Source organism: Flagellimonas sp. 2504JD4-2, assembly GCF_053642935.1.
This window is the reverse complement of the sequence record NZ_JBSIOV010000001.1, coordinates 477,305-503,230: the sequence shown is the minus strand read 5'-3', so window position 1 is coordinate 503,230 and position 25,926 is coordinate 477,305. Positions and strand designations below refer to the sequence as shown.

General features: G+C 40.7%; 30 protein-coding genes. 12 read left to right on the top strand and 18 right to left on the bottom strand.

Annotated features, from left to right (window positions below; translation table 11 throughout):
* Window positions 1-1,041: a thiamine-phosphate kinase gene (gene thiL / locus ACULLH_RS02365; RefSeq protein ID WP_454087122.1), complete on the top strand. Its 1,041-nt coding sequence runs from the start codon at window positions 1-3 to the stop codon at window positions 1,039-1,041.
* Between the two features lie 128 nt (window positions 1,042-1,169).
* Here thiL and ACULLH_RS02360 read toward each other — a convergent pair whose 3' ends face one another.
* Window positions 1,170-1,424: a hypothetical protein gene (locus ACULLH_RS02360; RefSeq protein WP_454087121.1), complete on the bottom strand. Its 255-nt coding sequence runs from the start codon at window positions 1,422-1,424 to the stop codon at window positions 1,170-1,172.
* Window positions 1,425-1,694: 270 nt separating this feature from the next.
* Here ACULLH_RS02360 and brnQ point away from each other — a divergent pair, with 270 nt between their 5' ends.
* Complete coding sequence (gene brnQ, locus ACULLH_RS02355) at window positions 1,695-2,960, top strand: branched-chain amino acid transport system II carrier protein (RefSeq protein ID WP_454087120.1); 1,266 nt, start codon at window positions 1,695-1,697, stop codon at window positions 2,958-2,960.
* An 84-nt stretch (window positions 2,961-3,044) separates the two neighbouring features.
* Here the strand turns inward: brnQ and ACULLH_RS02350 are convergent, their stop codons facing one another.
* The 12 genes from ACULLH_RS02350 to ACULLH_RS02295 all read right to left on the bottom strand — a co-directional run bounded on the left by ACULLH_RS02350 (window position 3,045) and on the right by ACULLH_RS02295 (window position 10,076).
* On the bottom strand, window positions 3,045-3,560 hold the full coding sequence (locus ACULLH_RS02350) for a cupin domain-containing protein (RefSeq protein WP_454087119.1): 516 nt from the start codon (window positions 3,558-3,560) through the stop codon (window positions 3,045-3,047).
* Between the two features lie 4 nt (window positions 3,561-3,564).
* A complete protein-coding gene (locus tag ACULLH_RS02345) occupies window positions 3,565-4,176 on the bottom strand; it encodes an FMN-dependent NADH-azoreductase (RefSeq protein WP_454087118.1) in 612 nt (203 codons plus the stop codon).
* Window positions 4,177-4,236: 60 nt separating this feature from the next.
* Window positions 4,237-5,073 carry a sigma-70 family RNA polymerase sigma factor gene (locus ACULLH_RS02340; RefSeq protein ID WP_454087117.1) on the bottom strand — a complete coding sequence of 279 codons (837 nt, stop codon included), beginning with the start codon at window positions 5,071-5,073 and terminating at the stop codon, window positions 4,237-4,239.
* Window positions 5,074-5,185: 112 nt separating this feature from the next.
* The gene (locus tag ACULLH_RS02335; protein ID WP_454087116.1) at window positions 5,186-5,425 is read right to left on the bottom strand and encodes a hexameric tyrosine-coordinated heme protein; all 240 of its coding nucleotides are present in this window, start codon (window positions 5,423-5,425) and stop codon (window positions 5,186-5,188) included.
* Between the two features lie 66 nt (window positions 5,426-5,491).
* Window positions 5,492-6,115, bottom strand: coding sequence for a Crp/Fnr family transcriptional regulator (locus tag ACULLH_RS02330; RefSeq protein ID WP_454087115.1), 624 nt, complete (start codon window positions 6,113-6,115; stop codon window positions 5,492-5,494).
* A gap of 12 nt (window positions 6,116-6,127) precedes the next feature.
* Window positions 6,128-6,304, bottom strand: coding sequence for a hypothetical protein (locus ACULLH_RS02325; RefSeq protein WP_454087114.1), 177 nt, complete (start codon window positions 6,302-6,304; stop codon window positions 6,128-6,130).
* A 98-nt stretch (window positions 6,305-6,402) separates the two neighbouring features.
* On the bottom strand, window positions 6,403-6,771 hold the full coding sequence (locus tag ACULLH_RS02320; RefSeq protein ID WP_454087113.1) for a nuclear transport factor 2 family protein: 369 nt from the start codon (window positions 6,769-6,771) through the stop codon (window positions 6,403-6,405).
* Between the two features lie 10 nt (window positions 6,772-6,781).
* Window positions 6,782-7,525: an SDR family NAD(P)-dependent oxidoreductase gene (locus ACULLH_RS02315; RefSeq protein WP_454087112.1), complete on the bottom strand. Its 744-nt coding sequence runs from the start codon at window positions 7,523-7,525 to the stop codon at window positions 6,782-6,784.
* Window positions 7,522-7,725: a tautomerase family protein gene (locus ACULLH_RS02310; RefSeq protein WP_454087111.1), complete on the bottom strand. Its 204-nt coding sequence runs from the start codon at window positions 7,723-7,725 to the stop codon at window positions 7,522-7,524. The genes ACULLH_RS02315 and ACULLH_RS02310 overlap by 4 nt, the downstream gene beginning before the upstream one ends.
* Window positions 7,726-7,845: 120 nt before the next feature.
* A complete protein-coding gene (locus ACULLH_RS02305) occupies window positions 7,846-8,406 on the bottom strand; it encodes a Crp/Fnr family transcriptional regulator (protein ID WP_454087110.1) in 561 nt (186 codons plus the stop codon).
* Window positions 8,406-9,698, bottom strand: a complete 1,293-nt coding sequence (locus ACULLH_RS02300) for an aminopeptidase P family protein (protein WP_454087109.1) — start codon at window positions 9,696-9,698, stop codon at window positions 8,406-8,408. The genes ACULLH_RS02305 and ACULLH_RS02300 overlap by 1 nt, the downstream gene beginning before the upstream one ends.
* A gap of 96 nt (window positions 9,699-9,794) precedes the next feature.
* Window positions 9,795-10,076 (bottom strand): hypothetical protein, encoded by a 282-nt coding sequence (locus ACULLH_RS02295; RefSeq protein WP_452125407.1) that lies wholly within the window; start codon window positions 10,074-10,076, stop codon window positions 9,795-9,797.
* Between the two features lie 177 nt (window positions 10,077-10,253).
* Here ACULLH_RS02295 and ACULLH_RS02290 point away from each other — a divergent pair, with 177 nt between their 5' ends.
* From ACULLH_RS02290 to ACULLH_RS02265, 6 genes are all read left to right on the top strand, one after another.
* Window positions 10,254-13,097 carry a VPS10 domain-containing protein gene (locus tag ACULLH_RS02290; protein ID WP_454087108.1) on the top strand — a complete coding sequence of 948 codons (2,844 nt, stop codon included), beginning with the start codon at window positions 10,254-10,256 and terminating at the stop codon, window positions 13,095-13,097.
* Complete coding sequence (locus ACULLH_RS02285; protein WP_454087107.1) at window positions 13,097-13,486, top strand: DUF2721 domain-containing protein; 390 nt, start codon at window positions 13,097-13,099, stop codon at window positions 13,484-13,486. The genes ACULLH_RS02290 and ACULLH_RS02285 overlap by 1 nt, the downstream gene beginning before the upstream one ends.
* 44 nt (window positions 13,487-13,530) lie before the next feature.
* Window positions 13,531-14,142 (top strand): hypothetical protein, encoded by a 612-nt coding sequence (locus ACULLH_RS02280; RefSeq protein WP_454087106.1) that lies wholly within the window; start codon window positions 13,531-13,533, stop codon window positions 14,140-14,142.
* A 131-nt stretch (window positions 14,143-14,273) separates the two neighbouring features.
* On the top strand, window positions 14,274-15,452 hold the full coding sequence (locus ACULLH_RS02275) for a DUF1624 domain-containing protein (protein ID WP_454087105.1): 1,179 nt from the start codon (window positions 14,274-14,276) through the stop codon (window positions 15,450-15,452).
* 50 nt (window positions 15,453-15,502) lie between these two features.
* Window positions 15,503-16,363, top strand: a complete 861-nt coding sequence (locus tag ACULLH_RS02270) for an AraC family transcriptional regulator (RefSeq protein WP_454087104.1) — start codon at window positions 15,503-15,505, stop codon at window positions 16,361-16,363.
* Between the two features lie 119 nt (window positions 16,364-16,482).
* Complete coding sequence (locus ACULLH_RS02265) at window positions 16,483-17,043, top strand: hypothetical protein (protein WP_454087103.1); 561 nt, start codon at window positions 16,483-16,485, stop codon at window positions 17,041-17,043.
* Window positions 17,044-17,077: 34 nt separating this feature from the next.
* On the opposite strand, the gene ACULLH_RS02260 is transcribed toward ACULLH_RS02265, so the two are convergent.
* The 3 genes from ACULLH_RS02260 to ACULLH_RS02250 all read right to left on the bottom strand — a co-directional run bounded on the left by ACULLH_RS02260 (window position 17,078) and on the right by ACULLH_RS02250 (window position 19,641).
* Window positions 17,078-17,671 carry a 3-keto-disaccharide hydrolase gene (locus tag ACULLH_RS02260; RefSeq protein WP_454087102.1) on the bottom strand — a complete coding sequence of 198 codons (594 nt, stop codon included), beginning with the start codon at window positions 17,669-17,671 and terminating at the stop codon, window positions 17,078-17,080.
* A gap of 130 nt (window positions 17,672-17,801) precedes the next feature.
* Entirely contained in the window at window positions 17,802-18,773 is a 972-nt protein-coding gene (locus ACULLH_RS02255; protein ID WP_454087101.1) for a succinylglutamate desuccinylase/aspartoacylase family protein, read from the bottom strand.
* On the bottom strand, window positions 18,751-19,641 hold the full coding sequence (locus ACULLH_RS02250; protein WP_454087100.1) for a RimK family alpha-L-glutamate ligase: 891 nt from the start codon (window positions 19,639-19,641) through the stop codon (window positions 18,751-18,753). The genes ACULLH_RS02255 and ACULLH_RS02250 overlap by 23 nt, the downstream gene beginning before the upstream one ends.
* Before the next feature lie 241 nt (window positions 19,642-19,882).
* Between ACULLH_RS02250 and ACULLH_RS02245 the strand changes: the two genes are divergently transcribed.
* From ACULLH_RS02245 to ACULLH_RS02235, 3 genes are read left to right on the top strand one after another with little or no spacing between them, the layout of a single operon-like run.
* Entirely contained in the window at window positions 19,883-20,551 is a 669-nt protein-coding gene (locus ACULLH_RS02245; protein WP_454087099.1) for a succinate dehydrogenase cytochrome b subunit, read from the top strand.
* A gap of 2 nt (window positions 20,552-20,553) precedes the next feature.
* Complete coding sequence (locus ACULLH_RS02240; protein ID WP_454087098.1) at window positions 20,554-22,557, top strand: fumarate reductase/succinate dehydrogenase flavoprotein subunit; 2,004 nt, start codon at window positions 20,554-20,556, stop codon at window positions 22,555-22,557.
* 5 nt (window positions 22,558-22,562) lie between these two features.
* Window positions 22,563-23,309, top strand: a complete 747-nt coding sequence (locus tag ACULLH_RS02235; RefSeq protein WP_454087097.1) for a succinate dehydrogenase/fumarate reductase iron-sulfur subunit — start codon at window positions 22,563-22,565, stop codon at window positions 23,307-23,309.
* A gap of 53 nt (window positions 23,310-23,362) precedes the next feature.
* On the opposite strand, the gene ACULLH_RS02230 is transcribed toward ACULLH_RS02235, so the two are convergent.
* Window positions 23,363-24,328 (bottom strand): WD40 repeat domain-containing protein, encoded by a 966-nt coding sequence (locus ACULLH_RS02230; RefSeq protein ID WP_454087096.1) that lies wholly within the window; start codon window positions 24,326-24,328, stop codon window positions 23,363-23,365.
* 17 nt (window positions 24,329-24,345) lie between these two features.
* Window positions 24,346-24,933, bottom strand: a complete 588-nt coding sequence (locus ACULLH_RS02225) for a YceI family protein (RefSeq protein ID WP_454087095.1) — start codon at window positions 24,931-24,933, stop codon at window positions 24,346-24,348.
* A gap of 106 nt (window positions 24,934-25,039) precedes the next feature.
* On the opposite strand from ACULLH_RS02225, the gene ACULLH_RS02220 reads away from it, so the two are divergent.
* Complete coding sequence (locus ACULLH_RS02220) at window positions 25,040-25,921, top strand: helix-turn-helix domain-containing protein (RefSeq protein ID WP_454087094.1); 882 nt, start codon at window positions 25,040-25,042, stop codon at window positions 25,919-25,921.
* The last annotated feature ends 5 nt before the right edge of the window (window positions 25,922-25,926 follow it).

Below are 25,926 nucleotides of genomic sequence, written 5' to 3'. Positions count from 1 at the left end.
ATGCTAGAAGATAAAAGTCCGCAAAGGACCTCATTGGAGAATTTGGGAGAATTTGAGTTAATCAAACATCTTACCCAGAATTTTAAGTTGAAGCACGATTCCTCAATCTACGGGATTGGGGATGATGCAGCTATATTGGATTTCGATGAAAAGAAAACGGTAATCTCTACAGATTTACTTGTAGAGGGTGTGCATTTTGACCTAAGCTACGTGCCATTAAAGCACTTGGGTTACAAATCGGTAATGGTAAACCTCTCCGATATCTATGCCATGAATGCGCATGCAACCCAAATAACTGTTTCCATTGCGGTATCCAATCGATTTCCTTTAGAAGCCCTGGAAGAATTTTACGCTGGGGTGGCCCTGGCTTGCGAAACATACAAAGTGGATCTTATCGGAGGAGATACCACATCTTCTACCAAGGGCATGTTGATCAGTGTGACGGCACTGGGATTTGCCGAAGACCAAGATATCGTTTATAGAACCGGAGCTAAACCCAATGACCTTCTTGTGGTCACCGGTGACCTAGGGGGTGCTTATTTGGGACTGCAGGTTTTGGAAAGGGAGAAGGAAGTTTTCAAGGTCAATCCGAACAGTCAACCCGATTTGGAACCTTATTCCTATATCGTGGAGCGACAATTAAAACCTGAGGCACGAAGGGATATTGTTGAACTATTGGAAAAGTTGGAGGTGAAGCCTACGGCAATGATCGATATTAGTGATGGGCTCTCCTCGGAAATTTTACATCTCTGCGAACAAAGTCAGGTTGGTTGCAATTTATTTGAAGACAAGATTCCGTTGGACCCTACGGTAATTTCCACTTCTGAAGAATTCAAAATGGATTCAACCACCATTGCACTTAGCGGCGGGGAGGATTACGAATTGCTATTTACGATAGATCAGTCCAATTATCCAAAAATCAAAGCCAATCCAAATCTAACCGTTATTGGGCATATCACTGACAAGAAGGAAGGTGCGCATTTAATCACAAGAGGGGAAACAAAAGTGCCGCTTACGGCACAGGGATGGAATTCGTTTTAAGGCAAAAAAAATCCCGAAAACCAAGGCATGGCTCACTAAACGGTCTTGGGGCACTGGACTGAATAGGAAAAGCTGCTTGCTCAATCTCCGGGATAACCTTAAATATTGTAAAGTATCAGAAAATTGTATCAAGCTACATGTTGCACATGTCGGCTTTGTCTTTTGCGGTACATATCTTCTAAAGTACTATTGATATCTTGCATTTGTGGAGTCAATGCGGAAAGCTTCCCACTAACATCCGTTGTCACTTGTTTTTGACAATGCAAGCACTTGTATTCTTTTATGTGTTTGGTAACTTTCTTGGACACTACATAATGGTGTCCAAATAAGTTGCAGAAGAAAGAGGATAGTTTATTGCCATGGGGGGTAGTGGATGTTTTCATAAGCCGGTGTTGTTTGGATGGAGCATTGGTACGATTTGGGGATCGAAAATGCCTAATTTTCTGTAATTCTACTTTATAATCTTAATATTTGCATTTAGACCTTATAATTTAGCAACGGATGTTGATAACTTTTTATTTTATAAACTTTTTTTGAATTGCCATTTTTCGATGAAATGCACAATATTCGACAAAAAGCTTTATACGTCCGTTGTAATACTCGATTGAAATATAGTATTTTGATTTATGTTATCAAAAATTTATTAACAATTTATGAATAGAAAAACCGTCGCGGTAACCGCTTTTGCACTTTTCTCGTTATTCTTTGGAGCTGGGAATCTAATTCTTCCACCACAATTGGGTTTTAAATCGGGCGGTCTATGGTGGTTGGTCGCCTTTGGTTTTTGTCTCTCGGCAGTTTTAATTCCCATTATGGGCATATTGGCGCACGCCAAGTTGCAGGGCACTATGTTCGATTTTGCTAAAAAGGTATCTCCCACCTTTAGTTTGATATACTGTTATATTGTCTATTCCATTTCCATTGCGTTGCCGTCGCCCCGAACTGCTTCAGTAACACACGAAATGGCCATTCAACCTATTTGGAATTCTTCTTCTTTGTTGACTAGTGTCATTTACTTTGCTTTGGTCTATGTATTTGTGGTCAATCGGTCCAAAATTTTAGATGTCATAGGTAAGCTCCTAACTCCTGGGATTCTAATTGTTCTCCTTTTAATTATAGGAGCCGCTATTTTTAATATGGATTTCAGTTTTGGTGGCACCGAATTTAAAAATCCATTTACCCACGGTATCCTTGAAGGCTATCAAACCTTTGATGCCATCGGCGCCGTTGTGGTCGGGGGAGTGATCATTATTTCCATCAATCTAAAGGACACTTCATCCTCTTATGAGGTTAAAAAAAGTTTGATACGAAAGGCAGGTTGGTTAGCAGGTCTTGGATTGTTCTTGGTTTATGCAGGACTTATTTTAACAGGAGCCTTGTTTGGAGATTCTTTTGACACAGAGATTTCGCGGACTGCCCTTCTAAGTGGTATCAGTTTAGAAACATGGGGCAATACTGCGAGCCTTCTGCTAAGTATTTTGGTAAGTTTGGCTTGCTTTACCACGGCGGTTGGCATCGTTACTGGAACTGCAGATTTTATCAAAGGGCGATTCAACGATTCCAAACAAGCCTATATTATCACCGCAATCATTGGTTGTGTTCTCGGTGTGTTGATGGGTCAATTCAACGTTGGCTATATTATTGCCGTGGCCATACCTGCTTTGATGTTTATCTACCCCATTACCATTGTGTTGATTTTATTGAATGTAGTACCAGAGCAATATGCCTCCCCTAAAATCTTTAAATGGGTAGTAACGGCAACAGTTTTATTCAGTATTCCTGATTTTTTAGGTAGCATTGGTTACGGAGAAACTATTACCTCTTTTACGTCATGGATTCCCTTAAGGGAATATCATATGGGTTGGGTGCTGCCAGCTTTGGTGGTTTTTATGGCCACAAATTTTTTGCCGAAGAAATAATTCGCAGATAGTAAACTTATAAAATGGCGGCCCAAACATTGGTATGGACCGCTACTTTATTGCCCTATGCTTATGTCCAACTTTTTAATCCCGCATGGGTATCATATTATTGATATCCACAGGAAAACTGTCATATTTGTTATATAGCTTCAAATATTTATTTGGGTCAATCGGAACCTCATTCAATGTCTCGTACAACCCTCTAAAAAAACCTTCCCGCTTTTGTGATTGATTGAACACCAAAGTCAGTTTTACAGGCTTATTGGTATCGTTCTTAAACCCGTGCGGGGTAAATTTGGGAACATAGACAACAGTTCCTGGTTGGGCTTGATATTCATCCTCCGCAACTTGTATGGTCAAGACTCCCTCGTTCACTATAAAGGTTTCATCCATAAACCTGTGATAGTGCAATTTTGCCCCGATCGCCATTGGAGGTAGTGTAATTTCATAAATCCCCAATTGGTCATTGGACATTTCACTGGTCACTTTAAAAGTAATCGAAATAGTATTTAAATCGAGTCGCTCTCCCTCATTAGGTTTTACAATGGACGCATTGTCTTCCAAACTGTCTTCAAAATAATTTTCTTTCGTTGTATTCATTGCCTTAGTCTTTAAATAATTCATCAATATTGTGCTGTAATATCTGTTTGTTTTTCTTGAGGATGGTCCCATCACTAGAGCCTTCAAGAGAAAATAGTTTTCTTGTTTTTATACCCATATGCGAAAGAATCGCTTGCAGATAAGGTTCTTGAAAATCATATTTTTCCATGGGTGTTCCTTGGTAAACTCCTCCTTTGACTGTTATCAAATAGCACAATTTGTTTTTCAATAAACCGTAATACCCATTTTCATTGATGCCGAAAGTGTGTCCGATCCTTACCACCTGATCGAAATATGCTTTTAGATTTGAGGGAACATTCAGATTGTACAAAGGACTGCTTATCAAAATTTCATCCCCAGTTTTTAATTCTGCAATCAATTCGTCCGACAAGGCAAGGGCTTCACTCAATGCTGAAGTGATCCTTTCCTTGGGAGTATAAAACCCTTCTATGGTATTGTTCTGGATATGGGGAAGGCCTTCTTTAGCCAGGTCTCTAAAAACTATCCTGCCTTGTGGGTTTGCCTGTTTCCACCTTTTTTCAAAGTAATCGGCCAAAGCCCTAGAATGGGACCCCGCAGTTCTGGAACTGCAATCTATCCTTAGTAATGTTTTCATCTCTTGTCATTTTATTAGATTCAAAAGCATGACAATCGAATTGGCAAAAACGTGACAGATTTATTTTGAAAGTGACTGTAATTTCACAGGATCCACAATTGAGTAGATATTTCTGACCTTATTTTCAACGAGATTAAAAACTTGACAGTTGTACAGTACCTCATCTTTAAAGAACAAGATTGCAGGTTGATGGTTTACAACTCCAATTTTAAAAGTCAGACCCTCCAGAAAAGCCTTATGAACGTATAGCAGTAATTTGGAAGTTGCTTTGGTTCCTTCTGTCAACTCCCTTACCACGTTGATACTCTCCCCTCCATCCGCGGCCAACAAAATGTCTTGGGACAATAACTTTTCCAAGTTCATGATATCCCCATTTTTTATGACCTTCATGTAATTTTCAAGGTATGAGGTGCTTTGTTGTTGGTTTGTAGTAGCGTTAGTCCTATAATTTCCCAGCTTAACTCTTGCCCTACTCAGTAACTTCCTTGAATTTTCTATAGCAATGTCAACAGCTTCTGCAATTTCCTTGTGGGAATAATCAAAAGCCTCTTTTAAGATAAAAACGGCCCGTTCCTTTGCCGTCAAGCTTTCGAGAAGAACCAATAAGGAATATGACAAAATCTCTTCCTTATTAATATTGTCATCGGCATTTTCTGTTGAATATGGTTCGGGAAGCCACATTCTATCCACTGTTAGTTGATTTTTTCTCTTTTTTACGTTTATCGAACTATTGATCACCCACTTGATCAAATACCCAGTTTCATTGTCTATGTGCTGCTTGTCGATAGTGAAATATTTCGTCAACACATTTTGAACAACATCTTTTGCATCTTCCGAAGAGCCAAGTATATTATAGGCGTAAGGGAACAGCTTATTATGAAAATCTTGTAGGTCCAATTTTTACGTTTTATATCCATGACAATTTAAAGGATAAAAACGTGACATTTTGGATTGAAAATAAATCTCCTTTTTGAATTTAACTCCCCTGAGATTACAAAAAAGGGAGGAATCACCTCCAGTAATTATTTGCCTGGGCAATGATTGCAAATTCAGCGGCAACAGTTTGTCCGATCGCAATGAGCATCGCCGCATCATTGGCATAGGTGGGGCGAAGTTTCTCGCGCACCTCAGCATCTGGTTGTGTAATCTTTATGGTAAGCCTAGCGATTTTAATCGCAAGCGCCCTACCTTCTTCAGGATTGTTGGTAATCAAGGTGTTTCCCGGGATCAATTGTGTTTCTTCAGACATAAGTGACATGTTTTAATGCCACAAAACTAGTCTCCACACACCTGCGGAACAGTGACTTATGTTACTTTAGAGCACTTTTATTTTTCGTCCTTGCTGTTCTATTTTTCCCGCGACTCCCAGTTTTTTCATCACCCTTGATATAACCTCTCTAGATGTCCCCATATTATCGGCAATTTCGCGATGCGAAATATTTAGAAGATTCGATTTTTCAATTTTGGACTTGGTCTTTAAATACTCAACAAGGCGATCTTCGAGCTTATAGCAAATAAGTTGCTTCGTTGTCCTTAATAAATCTGTGTAGTGTTTTTGAAAATCGTCAAATACCAGATTCCCGAAGGAAGGATATTTCTGCATCCATAGCCTTACCCTATCCACAGGAAGCAGCAATAATGTGCTGTCAGTATCCGCAGTTGCCGAAAAATCAGCTTGTTCATTTCTAAGTATATGAGCGAAGCTATATATGCACGATCCTCCTGAAGCCATATAGTATAGTAGAAATTGAATGGAATCCTCTTGACTAAAAACTTTTACGGTCCCTGAGATTACAATGGGTAGGTATCTCATAAACTCCCCTTGCCTTACAACATGGTCGCCAGTCAAAAAATCTTTTTTTATGGAGTGCTCAGCAATTTCCTCAATAAGGGCTTTTTCCAATTGCGGGTAGCATTCAGCCAAAAAACCAACTTTCATTCGCCCAGAATTTTAGTAATCTCCTCTCTTCTTTTTTGTATAATGATAAATGGCATAGGCTATTCCGACCAAAACCACAAAAGGAATGTAGGAACCAATCACAACTCCAATTTCGTAGGCGCTGTCTGGAGCTTCTTTCATTTTTTCCTCGATATTGGGCTGTTGGATTAAAAATAGAAATGGCTTCACCTTATATTGCTTTTACCGTTAGTAAATATAGTGGCAAATGTACTATAAAGTCAAAAGCGGTTCGCTAGCACAAACCGCTTTGAAATTAAAACCAACCCTTATTCCACATGGGAGAATATCTTATTCACAATGATCCATTTCCCATCGATTTTGGCCATGGATAGGTAATCATAGTAATTATATCCTGAAAAGGGTACATGAACCTTGGCCATGGCAACCTTTCCCATAATATCGACCCCAACGATTTTCATTTGAAAATCCTCTTTCAGTTCGTAAGGGCTCTTTCTGGATTTTACGCCTTCCAAATATTCATTTTTGCTTTTGAGGTAGTCCTCCCCATTAATATCCCCATAAAGGTGGATGTCATCATGAAAGCTTCTTTCGAGTTTATGGATTTCCCCTTTGAAAATTCCTTCAAAATAATCCGCTATCAACTGTTCTATTGCCGTAATGTTTTCTTTGTACATCGTAATATTTTTAAATTGAATGACCGACGGTATGTCCACCAGCCACATTTATGGTTTCTCCGGTTATAAAATCAGAAGTGGCCAAATACTCGGCAGCTTCAGCTATTTCCTTGGCTTCTCCAATCCTGTTCAATAAATGTAGCCCTGATAAACTGTCGGCATCTTCGATACCCATTTTACCTTGTAACGGACTTCTTATGATTCCAGGAGCAATGGTATTCACCTTAATATTGTCCTTCCCGAATTCGGCCGCCAATTGTCTGGTCAACGCATGGATTGCTCCCTTGCTGGTTAGGGGCGCCGTTGCAGGAAAACCACCTATGGCATGATCCACCAAAACGGTTCCTACATTGATAATAGCTCCTTTTTGCTGTTTCACCATTTGGGGAATAACAGCTTGGGAAGTGAAGTAGGTCCCCAAAAGATTTATTTTCCAAAAACGCTCCAAATCGGTTTGGGTGACGTCAAGAAATGGCTTTGGTGCAAAAACCCCTGCGTTGTTGATCAAGACATCAATACTTCCGAACTTTTCCAGGGCTAAGGTTGCCAGCTGTTTTCCAGTTTCCGGCTGACTAACATCCCCGGCAAAGTACATGGCGTTGGACGGAGAGCCAAAAGCTTCGTAAGTTGCTTTCAAATTCTCTTCGTTGGAAGAGTTCATGACCAAATTATAGCCTTTATCCAAAAAGTACTTGGCCGTTTCCCTACCAATGCCGGTTGAGGCACCTGTAATTATTACTGTTTTGTTTTTCATTTTGTCTGTGTTTTAGTTCCTGTGTATTGTTTTCCGTTGTGTCCCCAGTTTCCCAAGGGCACTTCGTCTATAACCACATGCGTGGTTTGCGGGTTCTTGTTTAGAACATCTACAAGCAGTTGTGTTACTCCCTTGATCAATTGCTCTTTCTGTGCTGTGGTCACCTGTTCATCGGTAACCTTAATGTTTACGTATGGCATATTTCTTATTTTAAATTATGGAACAAAGTTCCCACGAAGCCGCAAGGACAGAAAGGAGGTAAATCACAGATTATGTGTGACATATGTCACACGTGACCATGGAAAAAGGTGCGTGTGGTCCTAGGAGGAAAGTCGACTCAAGGTTTCTCGGGAAACGCCAAGGTAGGCGGCAATCAATTTTTTGGGTACGCGTTGAAAAAGTTGGGGATATTCTTCCAAAAGAAGGTTGTAGCGTTCTTTTGCTGAATTTTTTAGGAGGGATAAAATTCTCTTTTGAAGTGCTATTCTGCCATACTTACTTTTTTTGGCCCAAAAACGTTCCATTTTATGCATTTGGGCCGTCAACTTTTCACGATTGTCGTACGAGATGTACAACAGTTCGCAATCTTCAATACAGTCTATTGCGATTTTTGATGGCGTCTTTTTGATGAAGGATTCATAGTCAGTGATCCACCAATTCTCCATGCCGAACTGGAGGATATGCTCCTTTCCATCTTCATCAAAAAAGCAACTTTTTAAGCACCCTTTTATTACCCAATATTCTTTGTTTACGAAATCCCCTTCTTGGACGATATATTGGTGCTTGCGTTTCTTTATGGGTTGGAAATGACTTAGGACAACATCAAATTCCGCATCGGTCAATGGTATCAACTCCTGAATATGTTGTCTTAAAGGATGCATTAGGAATTCATCAACTCCTCGATTTCATCAACCTCGATCGGGATGTTGCGCATTAAGTTAAAAGGCTCTCCACTTTCCTGGATTACCACATCATCCTCCAAACGTACTCCCATACCCTCATCTGGAATATAGATTCCCGGTTCCACGGTAAAAACCATGTTGGCTTTCATCGGTGTCTTTAGCTCACCGTAATCATGTGTGTCCAACCCAATGTGATGACTGGTTCCGTGCATGAAGTATTTTTTATAGGCGGGCCAATCTTTGTTTTCATTTTGAACATCAGCCTTATCCAATAGACCAAGACCGAGAAGTTCTGAAGTCATGATTTTACCCACTTCTTTGTGATATTCTGCCCAGATTACTCCAGGAACCAGCATTTTAGTTGCTTCATTCTTGACTCTTAGCACAGCATTGTAAACCGCTTTTTGTCTATCCGTGAACCGTCCGTTGCCGGGTATGGTACGGGTCATATCGCTGGCATAGTTGGCATATTCCGCGGCCAAATCCATAAGGATCATATCACCGTCCTTGACCTGTTGGTTGTTTTCAATGTAGTGCAACACATTGGCATTGTTTCCCGAGGCAATGATCGGAGTGTAGGCAAAACCTTTGGAGCGATTCCGAACAAATTCGTGCAAAAACTCTGCTTCCATTTCATATTCCCAAACTCCTGGCTTGGTGAACTGCAAAATTCTTCGAAATCCTTTTTCGGTAATGTCACATGCTTGTTGCATCAAGCTAATTTCCTCAGGTTCTTTTATTCCTCTTATTTGTTGAAGGATGGGATTACTTTTTGCCCATTGGTGCGCAGGAAAATCCTTTTTGCATTTTTCAATAAATCGATCTTCTCGGGTTTGGGTTACCACCGATTGTCGATAATGCTCATTGGTGTTAAAATAGATGGCATCGGCTTCCGTCATCAAATCAAAAAATACCTTGTCAAAGTCCGTGAGCCAATAGATAGTCTCAATTCCAGAAACCCGGGTTGCCTGTTCTTTGGTGAGCTTGGCCCCTTCCCAAACAGCGATGTGTTCATTGGTCTCACGAACAAACAAAATTTCACGGTGCTTTTTATCCTTGGCCTCCGGAAAAAGCAACAATATGGTTTCTTCCTGATCAGCTCCGCTCAAGTATAAAATATCTCGATGCTGTTCAAAGGCCATTGTACTATCGGCGCTAATAGGATAGATATCATTGGAATTAAAAACCGCAATACTTTTTGGCTTCATTTGAGCCATGAATTTTTTTCGGTTTTTGATAAAAAGTTGGTTGTCGATTTGATGATATTTCATTGAGATAAACTATTTGCTTCAAATGTAGAAATTTGATTATCGGCTGCAAACAAAAAAGGAGCCATAATGGCTCCTTTTTCACATTGTATGATTTACCTATTTGGACATCGCTCCTTTTATGGCTCCTACAATGGCCATAATAACCCCGCCTCCAACACCACCGCCGGCAATGCTTCCAAGAATTCCTGATACATCCATTCCCCCATCAGTGCCAAGACCGAGCATACCCAATAGGTATCCTCCCAGTCCGCCACCAAGAATTCCCGAAATGGAGTTGCCAAGTGTTCCCAGATTGAGTTTTGGTAATAGTTTTGCTGCCAAATTACCTCCAACGGCGCCCGAAATTAGTTGAATAATCAACGGTAAGTACTCTTCCATATTTATAGTTTAAATGGTTAATTCGCAGAAAATACACATTTTTTTAAGAATATGGCAAAATAATCTTCAATAAAACTTTATATCGTCAATTTTTATTTCTGAATTATGTCGTTTTCTCAGTTTGTTCCTGCGGCTACTTATTCATACCTTGATCAAAAGAATTTAACCCTGATTTCCATGAAGAAATTTTTATTTTTCAGCCTCATTTTACTTTTCCAAAGTACAATTGCCCAACAAACATCAACCTCCGCTGATAAAGCAATGCAGGCCCTGGTTCAAAAGAACGAAATGGCCGAGACCTCATTGGTCAAAAACATTCCCATAAAAAATATTGGTCCCTCAGTGATGAGTGGACGTATCGTGGATTTGGAAGTCAACCCAGATGATCCGACTGAATTTTACGCAGCCTATGCATCCGGGGGCTTATGGCATACAACCTCCAATGGGATTTCATTTGAACCTATTCTGGACAGCTCAAATACCCAAAATATTGGGGATATTGCTGTGGATTGGAAAACACGAACTATCTGGGTGGGAACCGGAGAAAATAATTCTTCCCGTTCGTCCTATGCCGGAATTGGAATTCTAAAATCTACCGATGGAGGAAAAACATGGCAAAATATGGGCTTGCATGATTCCCACCATATTGGTCGAATCTTAATCAACCCGAACAACCCGAATGATGTGGTTGTAGGCGTCACGGGACATTTGTATTCCCCAAACCCGGAAAGAGGTATCTACAAAACCATGGATGGCGGTAATACATGGACAAGGACCCTTTTTGTAAACGATGCTACAGGAATAATTGATGTTGCCCACTCACCCAACAACTTCAATATACAGTATGCTGCAGCATGGGAAAAAGATAGAAAGGCGTGGAACTTTTCCGGCAATGGTGCCGCCTCGGGGATATACAAGAGTGTTGATGGGGGCATCAGCTGGACGTTGAGCACTACGGAAGGAAGTGGTTTCCCCACAGGAGATGGTGTTGGAAGAATAGGATTGGCTGTCTTTGATGACAACACCGTTTATGCCGTGCACGACAGTCAGTTTAGACGAGACAAAACATCGGATAAGAAAAAGGATGGTCTCACTAAGGACGATTTCAAATCTATGAACACCGAGACCTTTCTTGCTTTGGTAGATAAAAAGTTGAACGATTACCTTAAGACCAATGGATTTCAAGAAAAATATCGTGCTGAGAACGTAAAACAAATGGTTCGAAGTGGGGCGGTAAAACCTATTGATTTGGCCAAGTATTTGGAAAATGCAAATTCGCTTTTGTTCGACACCCCGGTAATCGGAGCGGAAGTGTATCGCAGTGACAATGCCGGTTCCTCATGGACCAAAATGAACAAGGATTATATCGATGATCTCTTTTATAGCTATGGCTATTATTTTGCACAGATCCGGGTTGACCCCAACAACAAAGACCATATTTATCTGGCCGGGGTTCCCTTGATCAAATCGGAAGATGGCGGAAATACTTATACTTCTATCAACAAAGAAAATGTGCATGCGGATCATCATGCGCTTTGGATAAATCCCAAAAAACCCGGTCATCTTATCAATGGAAATGATGGTGGAGTCAATATTACCTATGACGATGGCGACAATTGGATGAAGAACAATTCCCCGACCGTGGGCCAGTTCTACGCCATAAACATTGACCATGAAAAACCGTATAATGTGTATGGCGGCTTGCAGGACAATGGGGTATGGAAGGGAGCCCATAATAGCGAGGAAGACAGACTATGGCACCAGTCCGGGAAAAATCCTTGGAAGATGATCATGGGCGGAGATGGTATGCAAGTACAGATTGACAATAGAAATTCGGATATCGTTTATACCGGTTTTCAATTCGGAAATTATTACCGCTTGAATCTAGGCGAAGGAAGCCAAGAATACATTCAACCCAAACATGAATTGGGCGAATCACCATACCGATTCAATTGGCAAACTCCCATTTTGCTATCCCAACATAACCAGGACATCCTGTATTTGGGAGGTAACAAATTGCACCGTTCCTTAAATCAGGGGGATGATTGGGAAGCAATTTCCAATGATTTGACCCAGGGGGGCAAAAAAGGAAATGTAGCTTACGGCACCCTTACTTCCATCTCGGAATCGCCTTTTAAATTCGGTTTGGTCTATACCGGAAGCGACGACGGTTTGGTTCATGTTTCAAAAAACGCAAGTGGTAGTTGGGAAAAAATCTCCAATTCCTTTCCAAAGGATCTATGGGTAAGCGAAGTGGCAGCTTCCAAGCATGCCAAGGAAAGAGTCTACGTCGCCCTGAACGGTTATCGTTGGGATGATTTTACTCCTTATATCTATGTAAGCGAGGATTACGGTAAAAACTGGAAGAATATTTCGGGCAATATCCCAGCCTCTCCCGTCAATGCTTTGGTCGAAGATCCAGAAAATGAAGATTTGATATTTGCAGGAACGGACAACGGCCTCTATGTAAGCTTCAACCGTGGACAATCTTGGGAACTGTTCCAGAACGGAATCCCTAATGTCGCCATCCATGATTTGGTAATTCAACCCGAAGCAAAACATTTATTGGTGGGCACACATGGCCGAAGTATTTACAAAGCGGATATTTCAACCCTTCAGCAAATGCATTCGGATGTGCTATCGAAGGACCTGGTAGTTTTTGTTGCTGAAAACATTAAACATTCCAAGAATTGGGGCAATGCATCATATACTTGGTCAAAACCCAACACTCCAGGATTGGATGTCAACTTTTATTGTTCGGCGGCCGGACCTTGCACCGCCAAAGTGATGACCTTAAATGGAACCGAAGTTAGTTCCACAGAAATAGAGGCCGATAAGGGATTGAATATTCTGTCCTATGATCTGGCCTTTTCCAAAAAGGGAAAAAGCAACTTCCTTAAAAAGAACAAAATGAAGTTGGACGAGGCCAAAAACGGAAAAACCTATTTGCCCAAAGGCAATTATGTGGTCGAGATTTCCGCAAATGGAAAAACCGAAAAAACTGAATTTAAGATAGAATAGTGGACCTTAACCTTAGTATTCCCGCACTCCTTTTTCCGGCAATCTCATTGACCATGCTGGCCTATAATGCCAGGTATTTGGCGATTGCTGGCTTAATTCGCCAATTGCATAAACAATTTGAAGAGACGGAAGCTTCTCCGTTAAAAAAACAAATCGATTCCCTTCGCAAAAGATTGGGCATTATCAAAAATATGCAAGCCACTGCCATAATCAGCTTCTTGCTGGCCGCTGTGACCATGTTTCTCATTTATGTGGAGCTTATGATCTGGGCCAATGTGATTTTTGGGATTAGTCTGGTTTTTCTGATGATTTCTTTGATACTTTCATTGATAGAAGTGCAACTTTCAACCAAGGCTTTGGGGATTCAATTGAGCAATATGGAAAAGTAATGTTTTACAAATGAATTTGATCTAGAAACATAAAATTTGAATACATGAGATACTTCTTTTGGGCTTTTCTGTTTATTCAATGTTCGCTCTTTGCACAAGAACGACCTCAACTTTTCTTCCGCGAAGATTTTAAGGAAACTCCGGCTGAAATCCCGGTCAGCCAAAAGCACATTAGCAATGCTGATGTGGTGATTGAATTGTACGGGGAAGATTCGGACCAACTCAAAAAAAGTCATCACGACACGCCCAAAGACGACCCTTATTATGTTTGGTCTGGATTGTGCAGAAGTACTTGGGCAGTCACTTTAAAGCATCGTTCAAAATATGTAGATCTCTCCAAATTTGGAAAAATCAAATGGCGGTCCAAACAATCTGGCTTCCGCCAACTTCGCATTGTTCTTAAACTGGCAGATGGAACGTGGTTGGTAAGTGATGTTTATGATGGACCATCTACCGATTGGAGAATTCGGGAGTTCAATATTTCAGATATCAAATGGAAGGCGTTGGACATGGAACTGATTGCGGAAACAAAACCGGTGGAAAATCCAGATTTGACCAAAGTGGAAGCCATCGGTTGGACAGATATGATGATAGGTGGTAATTCTGATGCCTGTTCCAGAGTCGATTGGATCGAAGTTTATGGCTATCCAAAATAAAAGCGCAAGAATCCGTAATATTGTTACACCTGTTTCTTTATACTTTTAGCCTATAAAAGTTGACCGCTGCATTGGACTTCCCCCAGTCCATATGAAGGACCATATATACAACCAACCGAATTCTCAATCTAATGCAAACCAAGAGAAGAAACCGTATCAAATCCATTGACATGCTACGTGGACTGGTCATGATTATAATGGCCTTAGATCATGTCCGCGATTATTTTCATTTTGACGCCTATTTTTTTGACCCGGCGGATATGACCAAAACCAATGTGGCCCTTTTTTGGACGCGTTTTGTGACCCATTTTTGCGCCCCGGTATTTGTTTTTTTGGCCGGAACTTCGGCATTTTTTGTTGGTCAGCGCAGGGACAAAAAGTCATTGTCAATTTGGTTGTTGAAACGGGGCATCTGGCTGGTGATTGCCGAGCTTACCATCATCAAATTAGCCTGGATGTTCAAATTGGATTACTCCTCTATCGTATTACAGGTAATTTGGGTATTGGGTATCAGCATGATCTTTTTGGCTGGATTTATCCATTTACCCAAAAAATTTATGATTGGACTATGTCTAGTTGCTATTTTCGGGCATAATTTGCTTGATGCCATAGCTCCTTCTGACCCTTTGACTTCTGGTATTTGGACTTTCTTGCATGTGTTTAATTTGGTAGATTTTGGAAGCTTTCAGGTTTTCGTTGGCTATCCCATGATTCCTTGGATATTTGTAATGCCGCTCGGCTATTACTTTGGCCAACTCTATACATCCTCAGTTAACCCAAAACTAAGAATCAAGCGATTGTTGCAAATGGGATTGGGAATGACCTTGTTATTTTTTGTTCTTCGAGCGATCAACGTGTATGGAGACCTGGTTCCTTGGTCCGAGCAAGATTCTATGGGAATGACCATCGCATCGTTTTTTAATGTTGCCAAGTATCCACCTTCCCTACTTTATTTGCTGATTACTTTGGGGCCATCTTTGGTTTTTTTGGCTTTTGCTGAAAACTGGCAAAACTCCCTTACCGAAAAAGTGGTGGTCATTGGTCGTGTCCCCATGTTCTTTTACATAGTTCACCTGTATGTGATTCATTTCTTTGGGGTTATTGCTGCCATGCTTACCGGTTTCAGTTTTTCTGATATGGTCATCGACCTCTGGATAACCTTGCAACCTCAATTACAGGGATATGGTTTCCAACTTTGGGTGGTCTATCTTATATGGATTGTTTTGACAATTGCCCTATATCCCCTCTGCAGCTGGTACAATGATTATAAGACCAACCATAGGGAAAAGTGGTGGTTAAGCTATTTATAGCTTAATTTATTTGAGAATTACTATCAGTTTTAAATCACTAATTTTAAGATATGATAGTAGACATTCAACAATACTTCAGGAGGCACCCACGGTATAATAAGCTAGTGGGTGACGATTATCTCTTTGTTGAATACAAATGTCCCATCGATGTAGAAAATTTCCAGTTGTTCTCGGATTCCCATATCATCAACTATGTGATCAGTGGCAGAAAAGACTGGTTTTCTCCTGATCAAACTTTCGAAATTCAAGGTGGGGATGCTCTTTTTGTTCGAAAAGGCGTCTATACCACGCGTCAACACTTTGAGGTGGATTATTGTGTGATGCTCTTTTTTGTCAATGACCAATTCATAAACAATTTCTTTCAAGAATATCCTTCATTAAAGCTTAATTCCCAACCGAAAGTTTATGATCAAATCTTCGAAATTGATGTAAACGATTCCTTTGAAGCTTTAATCCATAGCATCTTTAATTACTTTAAACAGGCAGGTGAGATTCCAAAAAGTTTGATTGAAATAAAATTCCGCGAGCTTTTGTTCAATATTCTGTTGAATCCAAAGAACCGCAGGTTGGCCGAATATCTGTATTCGCTGCGCAACACAGAAAAGACCGATATGGAATATACCATGCTAAAAAACTTCAGGTACGATTTGAGCATGGAGGAATTTGCTCGGTTGTGCGGTCGAAGTCTTTCTACATTCAAAAGGGATTTCAAAAACCATTTTTCTCAAACCCCGGGCAGTTGGATCAAAAACAAACGCCTTGAATATGCTAAAACCCTATTGCATGAATCTTCTTTGAGCATCAATGAAATCTGTTACGAAAGCGGATTCAAAAATCCTTCACATTTCAACACAGCATTCAAGGAAAAGTATGACCAACCTCCGCTTCAATTCCGGTCTTCACTCACTTAATTTTACTTTTTATCCCTATAAATTTAGGCATGACCTTTAGAACAAAGAGTTTGAACTTTTAGGAAAATCCAAAGCAAGCTTGTTGCTCCAATTTTGCATTGAAATCAAATAGCAAAATCATGGAAACGTTTAAATCAAAAGGAATCAAAAATTTAATGGGAAACATATTGGTTTCCGCAATGTTCGTTTTATTGGCAACAGAAGTCAAAGCACAAGAAGGTGAATTGTTGGCGCAAAATCTCGAGTCCGAGATGCCTGCACACCTATCAACATTTTCAAATCCTAAAAGTGATTACCTTTTAAAGGCATCGCATGATGGACAATCTGACCAACTATCGGCTTTACAGCAAAAGGTAATTGATTTTGACATCACCCAGTTGGAGGAATATTCAGCGGACGAGCCATCAACATATAAGGTTGTTTTCAACGAAAGCAATGGTTCAGTCTTTGCTAGATACGATAGCAAAGGAAATCTTATCAGCAGCATAGAACGGTATGTCAATATTAAAATTCCACCAACCGTAAGTCGTAAAATCGCAATCCAATATCCTGGATGGTCTTTTGAAAAAAGTATTTACTCGGTTAGGTATAACAAAAATTCAAATTCAGTAAAAAACCTGAGGGTGTTTCTAAAAAAAGAAAGGCAAAAAAAGACGGTAAAGTTGGTGTTGGAGATCTAAAGATATAAGGAGCAGGCATTCCTGCTCCTTTGTTTTAATCCCTCATTTCTTTAAGCTTAATATTCCGGAACTTTATCCTTCCATTCCCCATGGCCTGAAGTCCAATATGCCCTTCAACTAGGGTGTCCTTGTCAATACTGGATGTCAGGACATCGTTTACATAGACTTTTATATTTCCATTTTCCGTAACCGCCTTGTAAGTGTTCCATTTGTTCAAGGTCTCCACAATCTCATAGGGTTTTACCTTGGTCACTATGGCCCCGGTTCTAAAATCTTGATTTGGGTGCAAATCCCAAATGTTGAGCTCATGACAATCCTCTGCCGACATTTCCGGTCTTGCGCATTGTACAAACACTCCTGAATTGATTGTACTATCAGGTTGAAACTCCAAGCTCAATTCAAAATTGCTGTATCTGCCATGGGTAATCACGAAGCCCGAGGTGCTATCGGCCACTCCGATAAGTTCATTGTTCACAAATTCCCATTTTGAATCTCCATCGATGAACCATGCATCGCTATTTTCTTCAAAAAGTGATATTGCTTTGTGCGCTTTGGATTTGCATCCGTGAGCAAAAAATAAGGAAGCGGTGACAAGCAGCGTTCCTACAAAAAGGATTGATTTTTTCATTTGTTTGAAATTTGTGGTTTGCCGAAAATGAAGAAACCAAAATTTCCGCACATTCAGTAATTCGCATAAAAACTTTAATCATTTAGGCTAAGGTAGCGATCAAACTTGTTTATGCTCATTTCATTGGTTTTTATTTGTTGTTTATACTTCCTATATGGAAAAGGGCGTCACCTTGGTTGACCACCGCTTGGTTATTGATACAAAAGACATAGCCATCAAAAGGTGCCTTTATCCTCTTATTCTTCTTGGCGTCGGTATCCGTCACCAATCCCAAGGTCTGTGCTTTGGCAACCTTGTCTCCATTTTTTACTTCGGGGACAAACATTCCTGCCCGTGGAGCCCGAATCCACCGGGTGTAATTCAGATGGATTGAGGCTTTTTGCTTTGATACTCCTTTTTTGGCCAACATTCCCAATCCAACCAATACCCTTTGGATGCCCTCAATACCTTTTTGGATTGATTTCTCATCAAACCGCATGCTTTCACCAGCCTCAAAAACGATGGTTGGAATTCCCATTTTAAAGGTTGTTTTTCTGAATGAACCATTGATTTGTCTTGAAGCAAAATAAAATGGTGCATTGAAAATTTCTGCCAATTCCTTGCTTTTAGTATCCTCGGCCGAATATCGAACCTGCGGAAAATTATGCCGTTGACTTCCACCTGTATGCAGGTCGATACCAAAATCGACTTGAGGTAAAATTTCAGAAGTGTATGTATGCGCAATTCTGCTTGCCAAGGAACCTGTTCTAGTTCCTGGAAAACTTCGGTTGACATCCTTTCCATCGGGCACATCCCTCGAAAAATGAATAAATCCAAAAATATTGAGGATCGGAACAACGATCACAGCACCTCTTTTAATGCTGAACGCATGCTCTTGGAGCATCCGCCTCAAAGTTTCCACCCCGTTGACCTCATCCCCGTGCAATCCAGCTTGCACCAAAACGGTTGGGCCTGCTTTTTTTCCATTAAACACATGCACCGGAATATCAATGAGTGTGCCTGTTGGTAATCTTGAAATTCCAATTCGGACCAAACTATTTTGCCCAGGTGAAATGGACTCGCCATTTATGGTTATAATCTTATTTTCTTCTTCTGCGCCCATTCTTTTCAACAAATTGTATAATGTGCTTGGCCACATTAACTCCCGAAGCAGCCTCTATACCTTGAAGTCCTGGAGAAGCATTTACCTCTATCAAAACAGGACCTTTTCGGGAGCGCATTAAATCCACACCTGCCACGCCTAAACCTAAATATTTTGTTGCATTCAAAGCAATAAACTGCTCTTTAGCTGTTGGTTTTATGGCCACGGTGCTGGCACCGCGGTGCACATTGGATCTAAAATCATCCAAATCACTGATCCGTTTCATACTGGCTACGACTTTGTTCCCCACCACAATAATCCGGATATCCTCTCCATTGGCTTCCTCTATATATTTTTGAAGCAAAATACTTGTGTCCATTTTATAGAGGGTATCTATAATGGACTTTGCAGATTTGTGGGTTTCGGCCAGAATCACCCCACTTCCATGGGTTCCTTCCTGCAGTTTAATGATTACTGGCGGCCCGCCCAATAGCTTTATTTGCTCACTGATATTATCTGGGTTGATGGAAAAGACCGTTTCCGGAATCGGAATACCTTTTCGGGCCATTATCTGCAGTGTCCGCACCTTGTTTCTTGCCCTTGTAATTCCCAAAGACCTGGCCGTACTAAAGATGTTATTCATCTCAAACTGCTTCACAATGGCAGCACCATGGCGTGTCACCTTTGCCCCGATTCTGGGAATAATGGCATCAAATTCATCGGTCACATTTTCCTCACCCAAATAAATTTGAGGTTTCCCCTCGCCCAACTTCACAGAGCATTTGGTATGATCTATAAGTTCCACATAGTGTCCGGCGTTCTGCGCTTCCTCCACAATTCTTTTTGTAGAATGCACATTAAGACTTACGGATAGGATGGCAATGTCCACGTAGTTCGGTTTATTTAGGAAAACGACCTTAATATCGGTAAAATTCCCAGATTTTGGATTGATAATTGAAATTTTAAAAGATAAAATCGACCAAGTTTACAAAGTAAATAAAAACCTTTGCGCGTATTCGGCCCCAAAAAAACCAAACAGCTTAAAATCAATCTAAATAACCTGTTTTACAAGGTTTAATGTTTGTTAAAAACTGGGCCGTACCATAAATTTGCACATAAAACCAACGCTAATGAGTGGATTGATAAAATCTTCGATAGCCCGTAAAGTAGTGATGGCACTTTCGGGTCTTTTTTTGGTTGTTTTTCTTACACAACATTTTGTAATCAACATCACCTCGGTAATTGATCCTGAAATTTTTAATTCATGGTCCCATTTTATGGGATACAACGGACTGGTTCAGTTTATTTTGCAACCCATTCTGATTGCCGGTGTCATCGTACATTTTGTTATGGGATTTGTTCTGGAAATCCAGAACAAAAAGGCGAGAGGAATCAACTATGTAAAATATAAAGGAGGCGCCAACGCACCCTGGGTATCTAGAAATATGATTTATTCTGGTTTGGTGGTACTTGCATTTTTGGTACTTCACTTCTATGATTTCTGGGTGCATGAAATGGCCTATAAATATGTAGAGGTCCTACCAGAAAATCCAACACGGTACCATGAAGAAACGGTTGTCAAGTTTGAACCTTTTTGGCGTACGATTCTATATGTGGTTTCTTTTGTTCTTTTAGCTCTCCATTTATGGCACGGCTTTGCCTCTTCGCTACAGAGTATGGGAGTGAACAACAAATACACCCCGGCCATAAAAACGTTTACAAAAATCTTTTCGGTGGTTATTCCTTTAGGTTTTGCCTTTATCGCATTGTATCACCATCTTAACCCAATAACACATTAATTATGGGCATATTGGATTCTAAAATTCCATCCGGTCCTTTGGCCGATAAATGGACCAAACATAAAAATGATATTGACCTGGTTAATCCGGCCAACAAGCGAAACATTGATGTTATTGTGGTTGGAACCGGTTTGGCGGGTGGAGCTGCGGCTGCAACTTTGGCCGAGTTGGGTTATAATGTAAAAACATTTTGTTATCAGGATTCTCCGCGTCGTGCACACTCGATTGCAGCACAAGGGGGAATCAATGCTGCTAAAAATTATCAAGGAGATGGCGATAGTCCTTACCGTTTGTTCTATGACACCATCAAAGGTGGTGACTATAGATCTAGGGAGGCCAATGTATATCGTCTAGCCGAAGAATCTGCAAACATCATTGACCAATGTGTGGCCCAAGGAGTTCCTTTTGCCCGTGAATATGGTGGGCTTTTGGACAACCGTTCCTTCGGAGGGGTTTTGGTTTCCAGAACTTTTTATGCCAAGGGGCAGACCGGACAACAATTGTTGTTGGGTGCCTATGCCGCTATGAACCGTCAAATAAACCGTGGAAAAATCCAAGCTTATAACCGTCATGAAATGATGGATTTGGTTTTGGTTGATGGGAAAGCGCGTGGAATCATCGCGAGGGATTTGGTCACCGGAGAAATTCAAAGACACGGAGCCCATGCTGTGGTTTTGGCCACTGGAGGATATGGAAATGTTTTCTTCCTTTCCACAAATGCAATGGGAAGTAACGTAATGGCAGCTTGGAGAGCGCACCGTAAGGGAGCATTCTTTGCCAATCCATGTTATACCCAAATCCATCCGACCTGTATTCCCGTTTCAGGAGAACATCAATCCAAGTTGACCTTGATGTCCGAATCGTTACGTAACGATGGTCGTATTTGGGTTCCCAAACGAAAAGAAGATGCGGTTGCCATCCGTGAAGGGAAATTGAAACCCACACAGCTTGGCGAAGAAGAACGTGATTACTATTTGGAAAGAAGATATCCGGCATTTGGAAACCTGGTTCCTCGAGATGTAGCTTCTAGAGCTGCAAAGGAGCGATGTGATGCTGGCTTTGGTGTAAACAAAACTGGAGAAGCCGTTTATTTGGATTTTGCCTCGGCCATTGAACGTTACGGAAAAGAAAAAGCATTGACATCCGGTATCAAAGATCCAGACAAGGGAACCATTACCAAATTAGGTGAAGAGGTCATCGAAGCCAAATATGGAAACCTTTTCCAGATGTACGAAAAAATCGTGGATGAAAATCCGTATAAGACTCCAATGATGATCTACCCTGCGGTACACTACACCATGGGAGGCCTTTGGGTAGATTATAACCTACAAACCACAATTCCAGGTTGCTATTGCGCCGGTGAAGCCAATTTTAGTGACCATGGAGCCAACCGCTTGGGCGCTTCGGCCTTGATGCAAGGTTTGGCAGATGGATATTTTGTTTTGCCGTATACCATTGGAGATTACCTCTCCGATGATATTCGAACTGGTGCGATCTCAACCGATTCTGAGGAATTTGAAACAGCAGAAAAAGGAGTTCGTGATCGCATGGAAAAATTGATGTCGGGTACGGGAATCCATTCCGTGGACCATTACCATAAGAAGCTGGGCAAGATCATGTGGAACAAGTGTGGAATGTCCAGAAACGAGAAGGAACTGCAAGAAGCCATCAAAGAGATTGCCGAATTGCGAAAAGACTTCTGGGAAAATGTAAAAATTCCTGGAAATATCGATTCCAAAAACCAAGAATTGGAGAAAGCCGGAAGGGTTGCCGATTTCTTGGAATTGGGTGAACTATTCGCCAAAGATGCACTTCTTAGAAACGAATCCTGTGGAGGTCACTTCCGCGAGGAATACCAGACGGAAGAGGGTGAAGCACTTCGTGATGACAAAAACTTTAAGTACGTAGCTGCTTGGGAGTTTAAGGGCGAGCCTAAAGATGCTGAATTGCACAAAGAGGATTTGGTTTACGAAAACATTGAATTAAAGACACGTTCTTACAAATAAAAGTTATGAAGCTAACATTAAAAATATGGCGTCAAAAAGACGCTTCTTCAAAAGGGCAGATGGTAGACTATACCCTCGATGGTGTTGAAGGAGATATGTCTTTTTTGGAAATGCTCGACATTTTAAACGAGGAGCTGATTTCCAAAGGAGAAGAGCCAGTAGAATTTGACCACGATTGTAGGGAAGGTATTTGCGGAACGTGCTCGCTTCAAATCAATGGAGAGCCTCATGGCCCAGATAGATTGGTAACCACTTGCCAATTGCATATGCGAAAGTTCAGCGACGGTGATACCATTGTCATTGAACCTTTTAGAGCCAAAGCGTTTCCCGTTATCAAGGATTTGATCGTGGATAGAAGCTCTTTTGACCGTATTCAACAGGCTGGTGGTTATATCTCGGTAAACACTTCCGGGAATACAGTGGATGCCAATGCCATTCCAATTAACAAGGATGATGCTGACGCTTCCATGGATGCTGCAACCTGCATTGGGTGTGGAGCTTGCGTCGCAGCTTGTAAAAATGCCAGTGCCATGCTATTCACCTCAGCAAAAGTTTCTCAATTCGCCTTGTTGCCGCAAGGTCAGGTAGAGGCAGCAGACCGTGTACAGAACATGGTACGCCAAATGGACTTGGAAGGTTTTGGAAACTGTACCAATACCGGTGCTTGCGAAATCGAATGTCCAAAAGGTATTTCATTGGAAAATATTGCTCGAATGAACCGGGAGTATCTTTCCGCTACCGTTAAGGGATAGAACCAAGCTTAAATAAATACCAAAACCCAAATTCCAATAGGAGTTTGGGTTTTTTATTCTTCAATTGTCCTAAGGGGAATTGCATTTTCATCCCACAAAACAACTTTCCCCTCCTTACTTGATGTCACTATAAACTTTCCATCTGGACTCCAATCCACTCCCCATAAATAATCTTTCGTTGATTCAGATGCTGTTATAAGTTTTCCCTCCGGGGACCATATCCGCAAAGCATCGCTGGCACTAGCTAATTTTGCGCCATTTGGGCTCCATCTAATATTTCTGTACTCAACCTCCCTAAGTTCTGCTTCAAAAAGATTTTCCCCTTCTACATTCCAAAACTGGACAAGTTTATCCTTGGCATTTACTTTATTCTTGAGTTCCCCATAATCTCCAACTGCAAAAAAATCACCAGATTTATGCCATTTTACGCATAGCAAAAGAGTCTCTTCAACTCTAGATTTGAACGAATTGATAGTATCTCCATGTTGGGTATAGATTCCTATTTGGTCTCCCACTGTGACCATAATATTTTTAGTTGGATGCCAATCCAATCCTGCAACTCCTTTGGGGTCAGCCGTAAATCTGCTAATTTGAGCACCATCAATAGTATAAATAGATACTGCTTTTTCAAGCTCAGAAACAGCAAGGAGTTCTCCCGTGTAATTCCAATCTAAAGCTCGAAAGCTTGACCGCAACTCTTGCAATTCTGTCCATTTTTCTGTTTGGATATCCAAAATCTTTGCTTTGAAGGTCCTCCCTTGGGTAATTACCGCCAGAACATTTTTGGTTGGATGCCATTTTAGTCTACTTAGTTGCACTCCGTTAACCGGAAAAGTCTTTATGAGCTCAAAAGCCTTAGTGTCAAAAATCTTTAGTTCATCTTGGTTTCCCCCTGTAGCAATGTACTTTCCATTAGGGCTCCAAGCTACGGTCCAGAGTGTTGTTTTATTTGGTTCTGACTTCCAGGAAACACAAAAAATTAAAAGACTCGTTAAAACGAGGGAAAGGTGTTTTTTCATGTTTTCAACCTTTTAAATCAACATCCTTGAAATCGAAAAACCAAGATTACCTCAAATTCAATGGCATCGGAAATGATATCGTCTTTGACGCTCCCGACTATTCCTTTGGATTCGTAGCTAATCCCCCATCGTGTTCTATCAATTATAAATTTTGATGTAAGCAAAGTTTCTTTGGACCCTTTTTCCATAGTGGAGTTGAACTTTATGGTTCTGGAAATTCCTTTGATGGTTAACAAAGCATCAACTTCCATCTGCCCATTGTTCCCCAGTTTTACTTGGTGAATCTCCAATTTGGCTGTTGGATATTTTTCAACATGGAAAAAATCCTGATGCTTAAGATGGGAAACCAACATTTCATTGTATTTACCATCCGTATTTGTGATGCTGTTCATATCAGCAACAAATTTTCCTCCGGATATGGTTGGTCCGTTCATGGACATCTCCCCACTTAAGAACTTTACGGTTCCGTAATGCTGGTTAAATTTAAAGAGGTTCGAGCCTTTCCATTTGATCACACTTTTTTCAGTGTCGATTTTTATACTACCTTGTCCTTGCGCTAGTGAAATAGTGCTGATGCTTACCAATAAGATGATGATTTTTTTCATTGTCCTGTTTTTGGACAAATCTAGACTCGGAGGACTTTCGAGTCGTGAATAAAATGTAAATGAAGTGCAAAAAATTGCAATTTTTCGCATCCTGAAGTTTATACAAATGAAAACAGTTATTTATATATTTTGTGTGCTATTCTTAGTAGTGCTTTCCTTACTGATAAGCAGTTATTCCGCAAATGGCAAGGATGAAGCTTTCTCGAGTTTGGTCAAAGTTGCGCTAAGAAATACAGGGAATTCTCTACTGTTGCAAAGCAATGATTCCACATCTTTGGTATTACCAGTGACTGAATCCCCGAAAAACAATTTCCAATTGTCGTTTCAAACGGAACTGGCAATAACTCCGGACAGTCTTGTCTCGGCAATCAACAAAAATTTTACAGCCCTGGACCTTCCCAACGAATATCTGGTAGAGGTCATCGATTGTAGCAGCAGCGAGGTGTCCTATAGCTATTCCGTATCCAACAACGAGGAAAAAAATATCATTCCTTGTAAAGGGCGAAATCTGCCATTGCGATGTTATATGGTCCATGTTTCTTTCGAGAAAAGTGCTGCATTAATGGGATTGAATTTTGGTGCTTCGTGGTACGCGCTGGTTCTTTTGGGCATAATGGGGATGGGGTTGCTATATTGGACCAAAAAGAAGCAGGAGTACAAAATATATGATGCGTTATCTTTTGAAACCATTGGGGAGTACAAATTCTTCAAAGACCAAAATGAACTGGTTAAAAATAATCTGCAGATTCAACTTACCTCCAAAGAATCGGAGGTATTACAAATCTTGAACAACAATCAAAACCAAGTGGTAAAGCGTGATTTTCTGTTGAAGGAAATTTGGGAGGACAAGGGTGTTTTTGTAGGTCGAAGTCTGGACACTTTTATTTCAAAACTGAGGAAAAAGTTCAAAGATGATACTGGTATAAATATCATCAATGTCCATGGGGTCGGATACAAACTTGAAATTGTAGAAAAAGCTCGAAGATAATCTTC